The sequence below is a fragment of the Aureispira sp. CCB-QB1 genome, from assembly GCF_000724545.1.
GTDB lineage: Bacteria > Bacteroidota > Bacteroidia > Chitinophagales > Saprospiraceae > Aureispira.
Map to the genome: position 1 here is coordinate 20621 of NZ_JHBV01000032.1, position 16547 is coordinate 37167.

Sequence of the window (16547 nt, forward strand, 5' to 3'; positions counted from 1 at the left end):
TGCCTATCTTATTGAAGTGGGCTTAATACACCATTTAAAGCCAAATTTGCATCTTACAAGTAAGATGAACAATAAAAAAATGGATATGAAACAGTTGATACTTTGTTGTTTAATTTGCTTGTATTGCCAATCTATAAAAGCTCAAATAGTAGAATCTATACAGCAAAAATATACAACTTACGATAGTATAAATACACAGGAAAAGGTTTATGTACAAACAGATAGAACATTCTATGCTCCCAATGAGGAAATCTGGTGGAATGTTTTTGTGACCAATGCTAAAAATGCTCCTAGTACGCTAAGTGAACAAGTTTATGCGGAGTTGTATAGTCCGAATGGTACAAAGTCGGATGCTTTAATTTTGAAAAATAAGGGAGGGTATGCTCAAGGATACTTTAAGTTAAAACCAGATGCGATAGGAGGTATTTACAAACTACGTGTGTATACCTATTGGATGCAGAATTTTGGAGAAGAGAACTATTTTGAGAAGGAGTTAACCGTTCAGAAAACGGTTTTGCCAGAGGTATTAATGCAGCTAGATTTTGAACGAGAAGCCTATGGGGCAGGTGATGAGGTTGTGGCAATTTTTAAGGCAAAAACAAAGGATAATAAGGCATTAGCACACAAAAAACTCACTTATACCGTTCAACTAAACGGACAACTTGTTACGAATCAAACAGCTACAACAGACGATAATGGGAAGGCTCTTTTATCATATAAATTGCCAGATAAACTGACGGAAACCAATAATTTGATAAATGTGCAATTTGAGGAGAGTGGATTAACAGAGTCTATTACTCGGTCGGCACCTATTGTCTTAAATAATTTAGATATACAACTATTGCCAGAGGGAGGAACGGTAGTTGCCAATCAAAAGAATAGAATTGCCATCAAGGTATTGAATGAGTTTGGTCAGCCTGCTGATATTAAAGGCGAAATTGTCAATAAATCAGGAAATGTAATTCAGGAGTTTAGTACTTTTCATCAAGGAATGGGGACTTTTGAATTGGTGCCCGAAAAGAATGAAAATTATATGCTGAGAGTTACCCAACCAGTAGGCATCCGTCAAACGTGGAAAGTTCCATCTGTAGAGACAGATCGATTGGGTATTTTTGTTAAAAAACAACAGGATCAAAGAATAGAATTTGACCTTTATAGTCCCAAAGAACAGCGTGTTTTTGTCGTAGCTCAACAACAAGGTAACTTAATTTATACCCAAGAAATAAAAGCCGTAAAAGGAGCGAATACAGTTGCTTTTTCTACCGAGGATTTTCCAATGGGGATCGTTCAACTAACTGTTGTAGATGAAAAAGAACGTGTTCATGCTGAGCGATTGGTATTTGTTAATGCACAACGAAAACTAAAGGTTCATATTTCAACCAACAAAGAAGATTATTTGCCTAGAGAAAAGGTGGTCGTAGATATTTGGGCTAAAGATGAAACTGGACGAGGCGTACAAGGAAATTTTTCGATGGCGGTTGTAGATGACAAACAGCACACTTTTGCAGATGATAAGCAGGATAATATTCTGTCTTATTTATTGATGAGTTCAGAATTAAAAGGAGAAATTTATGAACCTAATTTTTATTTTGATCCTAAAAATGAGAAAGCCGCCGCCGCTTTAGATTATGTTTTGTTGACACATGGTTGGCGGCGATTTGAGTGGCAAACTATCTTAGAAGAGTCCAATCGCATGACGATCCGTTACCCCATTTTGGCAAATGAAATTTCGGGGTATGTGAAAATTGGAGATCAATTGGGTAAGAAACAAACTATATTTTTATCTGAAGGGCAAGCACGTTATACCAAAAAAAAGGCATTGGCAACGACACAAACAGATGACAACGGTTTTTTTACATTTAAAAATGTTACAGTTAGTTTCCCTGCTTTTTTGTCGACCACTTATCATGGAGAATACCAGTCCATTCGAATCAATCAATATTCAAAACCAGGATTGAGTTGGGAACGTACGGTGCCTGGTATTTACCACGATCAAATTGTCAACCAAGGTTATTATAAAAAGAAAGAAGATGGAAAATTATATGATCGATACAATCAACAAGTTGACGTGGTTAATAGTGATATTGTAAGTGAAGATGGTCGCTTGGTTACTACTTCCAAAAATTTTAAGATTGTTGATGGCCTTATCAAAACTAAACATAACTATACCGTACGAATAGATGAAGAAGGGTATGTTTTTTCAAACGAAGGAAGATTGAGCAAAGCACCTGTCAATGTCAATTCTAAAATAGTACAAAAGACAGCAGGTAATAAACGGAGTAGCCCAATTGTTATGGATAGTATTTCATATACTGTTCCTCAAAATCGTTCATTGGATTGGGATAGACGTAGAAATGCCGATAAATATACAAAAAGGATAGAGCTGAGCACTAGTGGTTTGACTTCTGAACGAGCGCTTGCTAGTGTTATGCTTTCGACAGAATCGGTCGTTGTAGAAGCCTCCAACATAGAGATAATGAATAGCGGTAGGAATAATCGGTACAATGTAACGCCATCTTTTCAAGAGGAACTAATAAGCCCTAGTGTGTATTTGATTCAAGTTGCGCCTAAAAATCTTCAATATAAAAGTATCCCTAGGTTTTATCAGCCTAACTATAGTAATAAAAGAGGAACTCCTGAACGAACTGATTTTAGAAAGACAATTTACTGGAATCCGAGTATTCAGACCAATAAAAATGGCAAAGCTTCTTTGAGCTATTATAACTCCGATGAGGTAACTACCTTCCGAATCCTTTTGGAAGGAAATAATGCAGAAGGACAACTAGTGCACGAAGAACATACTTATTCTACCTCTTTACCATTTAATATTGTAACAAAGATACCTAGTGTGTTGAGTTTTGGAGATACAGTACGCATGCCAATTGTACTTCAAAATAATAGTTCTAAAACAGTTGCTGGAGCGCTAAAGATAGAAGTACCTTCGTTTTTAAATGTTTTGGAAATGCCTTCTAAAAATATCTCTATTGCTGCGGACACACAACAGGTGGTTCATTTGCTTTATCAAGTGAGATTTGAACAAGGAAAAGCGCCTATTTATATAAGTTTTGAATCTGATGGTCTAAACGATTTTATCACTCAAACCGTTGAGACAACAGCCAAAGGTTTTCCTGTAGATTTTGTTATGGCTGGGCAAGAACTAGAGCAAGTAGATACGTTTGTTTTGAGGGATGTTTATGAAGGTTCGTTGACCTCAACGTTAAAGTTTTACCCAGATATTTTAGAAGGGTTGATGGATGGTGTAGAGAGTATTTTGAACTCTCCTAGTGGCTGTTTTGAACAGGTATCTTCTAGCAATTACCCCAATATTTTGGCTTTACAGTTGATGCAACAAACAGGAGTGTTAAAAGTAGATGTGCGCCAAAAAGCATTGGAATACCTTCATACAGGTTACCATAAATTAGCAGCTTATGAAATTAATGGAGGTGGTTTTGAATGGTATGGTCGAGCACCTGCACACGAAGGCTTGACGGCCTATGGTTTGGTACAGTTCAAAGATATGCAAGAGGTGTACGAGGTTGAGGCAGGCATTATAGAACGGACCAAAAACTACTTGTTGAGTCGAAGAAATGGAAAAGGCGGCTTTGAGCAAAATGTAGGCAAGTATGGATTTAGTGGAAACAAACCTGCTTTATTTAATGCTTATATTACTTGGGCGTTGTCAGAAGTTAATACAAAAGGAATTCACAAAGAAGTGGAGGCAATGACTAGAGAAGCTATTGCAAGTGAAGATTTGTATCGAATGAGTTTAGCGGCATTGACCCATTTTAACATTGGAAATCAAGAACGAGCTGAAAACCTACTGAAAAACATTCAAAATATGATTCTAAAACTTGGGCTAGAAAATGTTTTCGCAGAGTCAACTGTAACTTATTCTTATGGAAAGGCATTGAACATAGAAACACTTTCTTTTGCTGCCTTAGCTATGTTGAGGTCTGAACATCGAAATGAAGCATTAATAGTAAAAATTGTAGAGTACCTATTGAGCAAACGCCAATACGGTCGTTTTGGCTCTACTCAATCAACCGTCATGGCATTAAAAGCGTTGAGTGCTTACACGAGTAGTGTTCTTAAACAACAGGAAGACAAATCGATACAAGTGGAGATCAATGGCAAGGTTGTATGGAAGGACTTGTATCGCAAACATCAAAAAGGAAACTTACTAGTAACCGATCTGCATCAATATTTTGTAGAAGGACAGAATATTGTGGCGGTTAAGTTTGATGCTGCTACTCAAGGATTACCCTATAGCTTTGATGTTTCATGGACTTCCAAAATACCTGAAAGTGCTGCCGAATGCCCTTTGATGGTAACCAGTACTTTTGATAAAAAAGAAGCTAAAGTAGGAGAAACAGTACGTTTGGATGTGACTGTTCAAAACTCCAACAACGAAGCGGTGCCTTCTACAATGGCATGGATTGGTATTCCCGCAGGTTTGTCTGTTCAAGCTTGGCAATTAAAAGATTTGCAAGAAAAACAACAATTTGCTTTTTATGAATTGAAAGATAATTATTTAATATTGTATTATAGAGAATTGGATGGTCAAGAAACAAAAACGCTTTCCTTAGATTTAAAAACAGAAGTTCCAGGACACTATACCGCACCAGCTAATACGACATATTTGTACTATGGAGATGAATATAAGTATTGGTTAGAAGGGGCTAGTATTCAGGTAAATTAGTTGGGTTATCACCTCCTAAAACCACCAAATCCACCACATGAAGGAATTATTATTATTAATTTTTATATTAATTAGCAGTGCAAGTATGGCGCAGTCTCTTGGGGAGGATGTTTACATACGCTATTATCTGGGACGAAGTATTCAGCGAACTAAATTATTTGATGAAACAGGACTCGGGAAATTTATTCTTTTTAGAAACATACCTTCCAATTGGATTGTAGAATATAAGAGAACCAATGCTTTGGAGGATATACAGGGACTTTTTGGAGCTGTAAAACCAAAACTAAGTTCGTTGAGAAATAAATCTTTTCGACTAGATGTTAAAGGATCTAATTTAGGAGAGCTAGACGTTAGTTTCAGAGGTAGCATGGTATTCAAAAAGGTGACTGGTCATTTGAGTTTAAACGGGCATTGGAACAATCAGCGCAATGATTTTAATCAAGATAATTATCTTGATTTGAATTTAAAGAAGCGCCTCTTCTTACAAAATGCTTGGTCTATTCACTTAAAAAAGTTTACGTCAATTAATAATATTTGGTTTTTGGGGATGGAGACTCAAGGCGGGGAAGTGCAGTTCAACAAAGCAACCGATTTTCTGACTAGAAATGCTTATGGACATGGAATGGGAGTAATGCATTGGATCGGAGAATCGACTAATTATATTGCAACACGAGGGAAAGATATGCTGCTTATTAATTTTAGGATGGTTGATCATACTCAAAACAATTATTATGGTTTGCGTCAATATAAAGGCAAGGAGTGGAGCGTTGACAGCAAAGCCCAGTATAGCTACCGTTTAGAAAATGGTTTTGATTTGTTTCAATTTGGTGTCAATTACCGTTATCAAACCATTCAAGAAAACTTAGACTCGCTGCAAATAGAACGCAAGGAGTCTTTTGGTGGAGGCTATGTTGGATATGAAACTTTTTTTGGCAAAAAATTCAAATTATCTACTCGTATTAATGTTGCTTATCATAATTTAGCTCGTTGGATTTTTGTGCCACACCTTCGGTTTGATGCAACGATATTAAAGTCTTTAAGTGCTAATGTATTTGGTGGTTCGGGGATGCGTTATGCTAATGTATTGAGTGAAAATGCTCAATTTTTGATTAGTAACAGAGAAGTAAAGATAAAAGAACCACTATTGCCTGAAAGGGCTTGGTATTATGGGGCATCTGTTCATTATGGCAATTGGGTTCGTTTGGGACTGGATTTTTATACGGCATTGAATTTACAAGTCTATCATACTATCTACCAAAATAAAGTAATCTTAGATATGGATAGCGATGCCTACAAATTGTCGTTTTATAACCAAAATGGACGTGCTGAAAAATTATCCTTTGAATTAGATGGTCAAATTCGATTGTCAAAACCACAACTGGGGATAAATATTGACTATAGGTTAGATTTTATTAATTCTACCATCAACAACCAATACGTTAGAGAGCCTCTTTACTCAATGCACAATCTCTTACTAGCGCTTGATTATCGTTTGTATATTCGAGATATTTATATCTGCGATATTACTAGTCAATTTCATTGGTATGGTCCTCAACGGTTGCCCAATGTTGCTGTTAAAACAGGAATAGGAACTCCTTATCCATTACAATCTCCGAGTGTTAGTCGATGGGATTTTAAGCTTAATTTTCCGCTTTATGCTTGGATTCAGAGACAAACAAAATGGAAGAATTTCATTTTTTATTTTGGGATTGATAATATCTTGGATGAAGTGCAACCCTTATCATTTATTAGTGCGAGCCAACCTTTTGATCAAAATTTTGATGGCGGATTGTTTTGGAACTCTACTGTAGGACGCCGATACTATGGCGGTTTCACATATGTGTTTTAGTACCGCATTCTTGAAAATATCAGGCTTCTCTTTCATAAAAAAACGATCATCGCCCTTGAGCAATGACCGTTCATATTTTAGTAGTTGGAATAGATAGCAGTCTATCTAAGCTCGATGTTAAATATCAAAGATAAAGGTTAATTTGCCCCATTGCTTTTTGGGAGCAGTATAATCTACATCAAATTTATAACGTCTAGCAGCACGCATCGCAGAGGCAATTAATTTAGCTTCATTGATGGTCGAAAATTTTTGTAAGTACTTGGTTGCAATAACAGTACCTTCTTGACTCACACAAACCTTGATTGCTATTTTACCTTTCGTTTTAGTCAACCCTTTAATATTAGGACGTTGCATTACTTTTCGACCAAAAACACCTTCTTGCAAATTATCATCATTTCCTCCATCGCCACTAGCATCCGAATTGTTTGTAGCTTTACCGCCAGGTTTATTTTTATCTGATGCACTACCCGATGGTTTAGAAGGCGTTGGTTTAGGATCTGGTTTAGGATCCACTTTGGGAGGTGTTTCGTCAAACTTAACATCGTTATCATTAGGAACTTCAGCAGGTGTAACCACAGGAGCTTCGTTATCTTCTACCGTTTCAACAGGTGCTGGTTCAGGCTCAGGTTCTGGAGCGGGAGTAGGTTCAGGAGTAGGTTCTTCTTCCTTTGTTTCACTAGGTTCATTAGATTCATTTTTGCGTGCTTTGTCATCAACATTATCTACAAATTGAACATCTGGCTCTTCAATTAAAATATCATCTAAATCGGCAAACTCAACCGTATTATCTGCTAATTCAACATTTTGAATGGCTCCCATTAGTGGAAGAATCGCCAAACACAATATAACAGCATGCACAAAAAAAGTAATGATTAATCCTCTTTTCTTGTTTTCTTCTTCTTTTTCCGATACAAATTTATCCTTTTTCATATCTAGCATGTTTTTATATGGAATAATCTTTTGTGTAAAAGAAAAGACTATTGAAAAATTGTTCTTTATCGTTTCATTTGCTTTGTATAATTCCAAAAGGATGCCAAATTTGTTTTTAAGAACGTTTTAATGCTTGAAAGATAGAATGTAAAAGTATCTGAATACCTCATGAGGAAAGAGGTTGCTGGAGTTTTTGTTGTAGGTATTTTTTGAAGTCAAAAAATTGAAACCAGAAAGTATTTTTAGGAAAACGACCAATATTTTCAATTTTAATTAGAGTGCTCTGTATTAAGTTTTGATAGTTTTGAGTGTCACTAAATTGGCTAGAACTCTTATTAAAAAAATCGATTAAAGCTCTTTCAAAGTCACCAATTGAGATTTGTTTTTTTAGCTCTCTTTTTAATGAATTTAATAAATGTGGAATTAGTAAGAAGTTATTTAATTCTAAGTGGACAATAATTTCTAGTACTTTTATGACAAGTTTATATCGAACAATAAAGTTCGAAGCAGGCAAGTTGTGCCAATAATTAATCCAGTTCAAAGCAATAGCATACTCTTTTACAGTGCACAAGTAAGGGATAACTTCCGTAACCAAGAAAGACTCTAATAGATTTAAAGGTCGATTAGTCTGTTCTAAATATTCAGGACCAATGATATCTAACAAATCCATTCCTTCTTGATGCTTTTGAGTAATTCGATAATAAAATAGCAAGGTTCGCTGATGAGAAATCATATTAAAAGGAGAAGGCGTTTCGAGTACTTTTTTTTGCATTTTGTCTGCAAAAAAATGATACGTCTCAAAATCATCCATGAATAAGGATTGGTATATAATATTTTGATAAACCGTTATTAAGGTAGATTCTATTATTTTCTGTTTTTCTATTATTTCCAGTATTTTATATTGAAATGACCTAGCTTTTTCAAACTGGCAAGCCATAAATAATAATAGAGATTTGGTCATGCAAAAATAAGCTTTTGCTTTGTTGGATAAAAGCTTTGTCTCATCTGCCAAGAGCGGATTGTTGTACAACTCCTTGAAGCGAGGGTCGTTCAATGTAAAAAAACATTCTTTTACATTGAAGTCAAAACAGCGTTCATTGAATAGGTGCAATTCATTGATTTGATCGTATTGTTGAATGGCCAAATCACGTTCTGTTTTTAGCAAATGATACGAATTGTTTTTGCTAGCAGTAACATTAGATTGTAAATTGATAATATAAATTAGGTTACCAAAATCTTCTAACCTTTTTGCTTTGACCTTTGTCTTTTTCAACAAACGACTGCCTATTGAGGTCAAGCCTTTGCTATAAAGCACTCGTATCGTTTGAATGGCATTATTGATAGCCATAGAAGAGTTGGCATTTTTGTGATGAATGACCAAACTTTGTAAGAGTTGTTGATGTAAATACCTTTTGTAATTACTATAATTCTTTAAATCAATTTTACTTCCAATCTGCTTCAATAATTTTTTTTCATTTAGTCGTCCTTCCTGTGTTTGTTGATAAATCTTGTCATACAATAAAATGTAATGTCTTTTGTCAGAATCATTGCTATACATTTTTGCATATCGAACGAAAAAAGATTTTTCTTTTTTGTTCATATTGGAGATGATGTCAAATATTTCTTGAAGTATCATGTTGCATTGATTTGATCTAAATATTGAATAGAAAAAATGTGGCTTAGAGCCTTTAAATTTGAAGTAAAATTACTAAACTCTAAGAGGGAACATAGTTTTTGGAGAGATCTAATAAATTACAACTTTAATTTTAAAACGACAAATTTATTTAAGGTTAGTTGTTGACAATTAGAGTATTGTGGTGGTTTTATCTTTGGTTTAAGATAAATTAAATTATCCAAAATAGATTATTCTTTTTTGAAACTTTCATTTATTCTTATTGTGTAAATAAAAGCAATTGGTAGTTGAACTTAACTTTTTTTAGGCAAGGAATATCTATTAATAGTTATTTTATTGAACAACTTAGAATGGAAGAAATATGATACGATTTTTGTTGATAATTGTAGTGATATTCTGTTGTATGAATGGGTATAGTCAAGCAACTCAGCGAGGAGGATTTGTGTATGAATGGAGTAGCTATAGTTCAGACGATTATACAGGTTTAGGAAACCGACTAGTACACTGGGATTCTACAGATTTAGTTGACATTGTTCATGCACCAGCAATAGGAGTGCACCCTCGAGTTTATTTTGGACCTTCAGAAATTCCAGCCATTAAACAGCGCTTGGATAGTACTCTAAGTGGTCAAGCCATTAAAGCTACTATTCACGCTTATACTACCTTGTTGCATTTACGAGGAGCTTATAGCCAAAATCAACCCTATGCGTTAGATCCAGATGGAAATCGATATATCGAAAATAGTGGCGCATGGAGTATGGGAGCTTATTACGATAAATTAAAAAATCGTGATCCTAGCGTATGGAATGGAGCAAGTCTAAAACATCGCCAACGAACGGCTACTTTGATGTCATTAGAAGCTTTTATGTGTCTATTGTATGCTGGTCAAACAGACCCTGATGTGGGAATCAGTTACCAAACAAGAGCACAAGATTTAGCCAATGCAATGCATTATTGGGCAACCTTAGCATTGGCTGATCCTAACCTAGGTCCTACAACCTATAACTTGGTAGGTGGGACACATATGGCAATGTGTTATGATTTGAATTACAACAATCTAAGTCTTAATCAAAGAGATACGATTCGGATGGCATTAAGTCGAACTCTACCAATTGTTCCTCGACATGGTCACAATTTGGCATGTTATGCCAATACAAGCAATTGGGCAACCTTAAATGGGTTTGAGATTATTACCAATTTAGCTATAGAGGGGGAACTAGGATATCAAACCCAATTGACTCGTGAATGGATGCGCGTGGCACATAACTTTATCACTTATGGTTGGTATCCATCTGGGGCAGGGTACGAGGGTTTGGGTAAAAACTATATGTTTGTAACGACTCTAATTGCAATGGCAAAACGAGGATATAGTTTACTTTCACACCCACATGTACGAGCTTATGGAGAGCAGTTTTTACCTGCGATTACACAACCTTTTGGAAAGGGATTTACTAGCTATGATGTTTGGGGAGGTTCAGGACACCATCCCGTATGGGGGCAGTATAAATTTAATTCTTCTGATGCTGTTGGTTTAAAATGGATTTTTCCGAATAGTAATAAAGTAGATTTTGTTTGGAGAAATTATATTTCTACTTTTTATCGTAATGATTCAGAAGGTTATGTTTATGCTCAAATAGAACCAGGAGGTAGTTACAACACCTATTTGATACCCGCAGCTGTATTTGCTCGTGATTACTCAACAAGTAGCTGGCAAAGTCAAGCTGATCAAACCATTTCAACAGAATATATTGCGATGGATAGAGGGTTGGCTACATTTCGATCAGGAACAGATAAAGAGGCAATGGCTATGCAGTTTCATGCAAGACAAGATATGGGAGGTCATACACATGGCGATCGCTTGGACTTTACAATGAGTGCGTTGGGGCGTATTTGGGTTCGAAAAACCTTTGGAGGAAGTCCATTTCAACCTTCGGACTTTCATTCCATGGTTTTAGTGGATGGATTGGGAATCGGCGTTGGCGACCCAGATGGAGATAAGTGTCGACAGCCAGCTACTGTATTAGGGCATCGAATCAATTCAGATTTATCCTCAGTAGCTGGGGATGCTACTTATGCTTATACTTGGGAGTGGCATTGGTCGGCTCGCCCCTTAGGCTCCAATCATCCTTGGTTGGGAAATAACGGTTGGCAGCGAGTAACGGAAACATGGAATGATTTCTTGGTAACGCCTCATTCAGATCCACATTATAATATTCCGTTTTATGATTACCCACATTGGAGTCGCGCAGGTCGTTTAGAACGAATGGTGAAACGACCTTATAATCCTATGGAAAAAGTAGTTCGAAATGTAGGGTTGATAAAAGGGGCGCAGCCTATGCTACTTATTGTAGATGATATCAAGAAAGATTCATTGGTACATCAGTACAAGTGGATGGCTCAAATTGCTCGTGATCTCACTTTAGACCATTATTCTGTTAATTTATTAGATAGCAATTATCAATGCGATATAATTTTAAAAGAGCCAGTAGGAGTAGGCAATAGAAGGTTATTGGTAAGGGTGTTGCAGAATGAAAATTATACCGCAAGTCAACCTCCTGGAATAATAGATACAATACCTTACATAAATTTTTTTACAGGAGCTACGTATAATTCTAACCCCAACTGGATTCGCCATAGGTTAATTGTAGAGAGCAATAGTGTCAGTCCCAATTTTAAAGTATTGTTATTTCCCTATACTCTTGGAGATACATTACCCATAACTAATTGGAATCCTACACACGATAGCTTAGAAATAGTCCTGCCTAATGCAACTAAAATGCTTCGTTTTTATAAAGACCATCAAAATAATACTCAGTTTGAAATGGTCAATACCTCAAGTTTGAATTTGCCACTAGATTGGCTTGAATTGATGGCAGAAAGAGAAACAGCGACAATGGTTCAACTCAAATGGCAAACTCTGGGGGAGGTTAACAACAAAGGATTTGATGTAGAGCGCTTGTTTGATAATGAAAATGATTTTACTAAGATTGCTTGGGTCGAAGGAAATGGTACTTCCAACGCTTTACATTCTTATGAGTTATTAGATGAAAATACCTATGAAGGAAATACTTACTACAGACTTAAGCAAGTAGATTGCGATGGGCAAGTCAGTTACAGTCCAATTAAAACAGTTCGTGGGGTTACTAATGATAAAAAATGGATGATTTATCCCAATCCAACAACAGATCATATTTTTATTTACTCCGATGCTTTAGAAGATAGGAACGTAAGTATTCATATTTATACTATGGAAGGTAAACTTGTATTCAATCAGCAAAAGAAGCTAATCGCTCATAGAGTGACGACCTTGGAGGAGACTGTACAATTGCCACAAGGAACGTATATGATACAAATGAGCTTTGAAGATGGGGAAAACCACAATAAGATATTTGTAAAACAAGAATGAATTCGTCTGTATAGATAAGAAATTTCCCCCTGAGTGTTTCATGATAGCAATTGCTGTATTGCTATGGGAGAAGGCGCAAGCCTTCTCCTCTTTTATGTTTTAGAACAAACAGTCTGCATTATTACCTGTTCTGCATAATCTCTCATCAAGTGAGATAATAATCCTTCTTTGTTGGTGTTCCTTAGATTATACAATAGTTTGTTAAAACCCCGTAACGAACTACTAGTTACTAAAAAGGGTGGTCAAAATAGTAGAACGGATTCTCTCTATTTTAACCACCCATATAAAACTATAAAAACCAGATTGTCAGTAACTAGATTTTACACGTATTTGAATTTTAGCTTACTGATAATCATAATGTTAGTTTGTTGTTTTATTTTTTGCCGTGACATTGTTTGTATTTCTTGCCACTTCCACAAGGACAAGGATCATTACGTTTTATCTTTTCTGTGTCACGTTTGAATGTTTTTACTTTTTCAATTGTTTGTGTTGCATTATTAGCATTTTGCGCAGCACGACGTTGCATTTCCTCTGCTTCTTTTTGAGCCTCAATATTTGTTTGTAGATTTTCGTTATCAACTTCTACCTCTTGAGCCTCGTGTACATCTTCCGATTCTTGAATAGGAATACCTCCTTTGAATAGGAAGCTAGTGATTTCTTTGCTAATTCTATCCAAGAACAACTCATAAAGTTTAGAAGCTTGAATTTTATAAACAACCAAAGGATCTTTTTGCTCAAAAGAAGCCGATTGAGTTTGATCTTTTAATTCGTCCAAATCACGCAAATGCTCTTTCCATGCATTGTCAATCAAGCCTAAAGTAATTGATTTTTCGATATCATTAACCAAGGATTTGCCATTTGTGCTAATAGCTGCTTTTAAGTCTGCCCCTATTTCCATTCCTTTGGTACCATCAGTAAAAGGAATACCAATTTTTTGGTAGTTGGTATTGGGGTCATTGTAAACGCGGTTAATAATAGGCATTAGACGTTGAGCAATGTCGCTAAATTTAGCTTTGTACGTTCTTGCAGCTTGATTGTACAATTTATCCATTAACTTGTCTAGTACTGTTTCGCTTCTAAACTCATTTTCGGTAATATTGGTCTCAAAGCCATAATAACGAATCACATCTTGAGCAAAGGCATTATAATCGTTGTTGACTTTGTGAGTAGTTACCAAAGACACAGCTACTTGGTCAAACATATCGTTTAGATCGATCGCCAAACGTTCTCCATACAAGGCATTATTACGCTTTTTGTAAATAGATTCCCGTTGAATGTTCATAACATCATCGTATTCCAACAAGCGTTTACGAACTCCAAAGTTATTTTCTTCAATACGTTTTTGAGCACGTTCAATGGCATTCGTAATCATTTTGTGTTGCAATGCTTCTCCTTCTTGATGCCCCATTGTGTCCATCAATTTAGAGATACGCTCAGACCCAAATAAACGCATTAGTTTGTCTTCTAAAGAAACATAGAATTGAGACATCCCGACATCTCCTTGACGACCAGCACGACCACGCAACTGTCTATCGACACGTCTCGAATCATGGCGTTCTGTACCAATGATTGCCAAACCACCTGCTTTTTTAACTTCATCCGAAATCTTGATATCCGTACCACGACCAGCCATATTGGTAGCAATAGTTACTTGCCCTGCTTTACCTGCTTCAGCAACAACATCTGCCTCACGAGCGTGTTGTTTTGCATTCAAAACATTGTGCTCAATTTTGCGAAGTTGGAGCAAACGGCTTAACATCTCCGATTGTTGGACAGAAGTAGTACCCACTAACACAGGTTGTCCTTTTTTGGTCAATTCAACAACGTCATTAATAATTGCATTAATTTTTTCTCGTTCTGTTTTGTAGACCAAATCATTTCTATCATCACGAACAATTGGACGATTGGTAGGAATAACAACTACATCCAATTTATAGATATTCCAAAGTTCTTGTGCTTCGGTTTCTGCCGTACCAGTCATACCTGCTAATTTATGGTACATACGGAAGAAGTTTTGAAGCGTAATGGTAGCATAAGTTTGAGTAGTTTTTTCGATCTTAACACTCTCTTTTGCTTCTAGTGCTTGGTGCAAACCATCAGAGAAACGACGTCCATCCATGATACGTCCTGTTTGCTCATCTACAATTTTTACCTCATTATTCATCACAACATACTCATCCTCTCTATGAAACAAGGTATAGGCTTTTAGCAATTGACGCAAGGCATGCAAACGCTCATTTTTGGCTTGAAAAGCCAATAGAGCTTCATCTTTTTTAGCAACAATCTCCTCTTGACTTAATCCTTCGATTTTGTCAATATCCGAAAGGATTGTTCCAATGTCATCCATTACAAAAAGACTATCATCGCCAGCACCTTTACCTAAGAGCATACGACCATTATCCGTTAGCTCAACCGATCTATTTTTTTCTTCAATAACAAAATACAGAGGTGCATCCGCCTTTGGCATGTGCTTAGACTGCTCAGCCATGTAGAAGTTCTCTGTCTTTTGCATGATTAGCATGACCCCAGGCTCACTCAAATATTTGATTAATGCACGGTGTTTGGGCAATCCACGGTATGCACGGAACAATGCCAAACCACCACCACCTTCTTCGGGGCTGGTATTTCCTTCTGCGATCAATCGTTTTGCTTCTCGCAATAATTCTCCAACTAGTTTGCGTTGCACTGCTTCTAGTTGTTGCACGGCAGGTTTTAGAGCAGTAAACAACTCTTCACGATTATCTTGAGCCGTAGGACCCGATATAATTAAAGGCGTACGAGCATCGTCAATCAAAACAGAGTCAACCTCATCAATCATTGTAAAGTGAAACTTACGCTGTACAATTTCATCGGGTTTGTGCGCCATATTATCACGCAAGTAGTCAAAACCAAACTCATTGTTAGTACCATAAGTAATATCAGCACGATAAGCCGCTTTACGTTCAGGAGAATGAGGTCTGTATTTATCGATACAATCTACTGTCAGTTGCAAGAAGTTGTGAATAGGAGCCATCCATTCTGCATCCCGTTTGGCTAAGTAATCATTTACAGTAATCAAATGTACCCCTTCGCCAGCCAAACCATTCAAGTACGCAGGCAAAGTCGAAACCAATGTTTTTCCCTCTCCTGTAGCCATCTCTGCAATTTTTCCTTGGTGCAAAACGATCCCTCCAATCAACTGAACGTCGTAATGAACCATATTCCAAGTCACTTCATTGCCAGCAGCCATCCAAGAGTTTTTCCAAATTGCTTTGTCTCCATCAATTGATACAAAAGGTTTGGGACTACCCATTTGTTGAGCAGCCAATTCTCTGTCCATATCGGTGGCAGATACTTCTAAAGATTCATTTTCGGCAAAACGGCGAGCAGTTTCTTTTACCACAGCAAATGCTTCTGGTAGAATTTCATTCAAAACAACTTCTATTTCCTCGTCTCTTTCTTTTTTTAGAGTATCAATCTCAGCAAATAAATTTTGTTTTTTCAGAACATCTTCTGTTGCATCAATATCCGATTGAATCGCTGCAATTTCACTGTCAATGGTTTTTAGATGCTCGGCAATACGATCTTTAAATTCAAGGGTTTTGTTGCGCAATACATCGTTGGAAACGGATGTTAATTTTGCATATTCATCCTTAATTTTTTCTACAATGGGTAGAATCGTTTTAATATCACGATCGTATTTATCACCAAATAGTTTCTTTAAAAAACCAAACATGTTTTCTTTAGTTTATGAAGCAATTGTCAAGGGTATTATCAATTACTTAAAATGAATAATTTTCTTATTAGGATGTTGAGGGAAATTCAGAGTTAACAGTTTGTTCTGAATAAGAGTACTTGCTATTGACTCAACATTGTAGCAAATATAACATTTAATTTTGCTATCACATTTTATTCCATCTGTATTATGTATGCCATATTGGCAAAAATTGTAATTTTTTATCGACTTTTTGGCACTTAAATCGTAATTTTCGCCATAATGCTAGCTTATTTTGCAAAAGCACATTGGTGTTGAAAAGCAATGTAATAGCTT

At 36.3% G+C, this 16547-nt stretch carries 6 protein-coding genes; 3 read left to right on the top strand and 3 right to left on the bottom strand.

The features are described from left to right. Nucleotides 1-85 precede the first annotated feature (85 nt). Together CG11_RS17160 and CG11_RS17165 are read left to right on the top strand one after the other, a co-directional pair. Nucleotides 86-4699 carry an MG2 domain-containing protein gene (locus CG11_RS17160; RefSeq protein WP_197043876.1) on the top strand — a complete coding sequence of 1538 codons (4614 nt, stop codon included), beginning with the start codon at nt 86-88 and terminating at the stop codon, nt 4697-4699. 37 nt (nt 4700-4736) lie between these two features. Then, entirely contained in the window at nt 4737-6548 is a 1812-nt protein-coding gene (locus tag CG11_RS17165) for a hypothetical protein (RefSeq protein ID WP_052598040.1), read from the top strand. A gap of 117 nt (nt 6549-6665) precedes the next feature. Here CG11_RS17165 and CG11_RS17170 read toward each other — a convergent pair whose 3' ends face one another. Next, nucleotides 6666-7478: a hypothetical protein gene (locus CG11_RS17170; RefSeq protein ID WP_156039810.1), complete on the bottom strand. Its 813-nt coding sequence runs from the start codon at nt 7476-7478 to the stop codon at nt 6666-6668. Between the two features lie 166 nt (nt 7479-7644). After that, nucleotides 7645-9114, bottom strand: a complete 1470-nt coding sequence (locus CG11_RS17175) for a hypothetical protein (RefSeq protein ID WP_052598042.1) — start codon at nt 9112-9114, stop codon at nt 7645-7647. Nucleotides 9115-9514: 400 nt separating this feature from the next. Here CG11_RS17175 and CG11_RS17180 point away from each other — a divergent pair, with 400 nt between their 5' ends. Next, nucleotides 9515-12517 carry a T9SS type A sorting domain-containing protein gene (locus CG11_RS17180; protein ID WP_052598043.1) on the top strand — a complete coding sequence of 1001 codons (3003 nt, stop codon included), beginning with the start codon at nt 9515-9517 and terminating at the stop codon, nt 12515-12517. Nucleotides 12518-12890: 373 nt separating this feature from the next. On the opposite strand, the gene secA is transcribed toward CG11_RS17180, so the two are convergent. After that, nucleotides 12891-16232: a preprotein translocase subunit SecA gene (secA, locus tag CG11_RS17185; protein WP_052598044.1), complete on the bottom strand. Its 3342-nt coding sequence runs from the start codon at nt 16230-16232 to the stop codon at nt 12891-12893. Between the last annotated feature and the right edge of the window lie 315 nt (nt 16233-16547).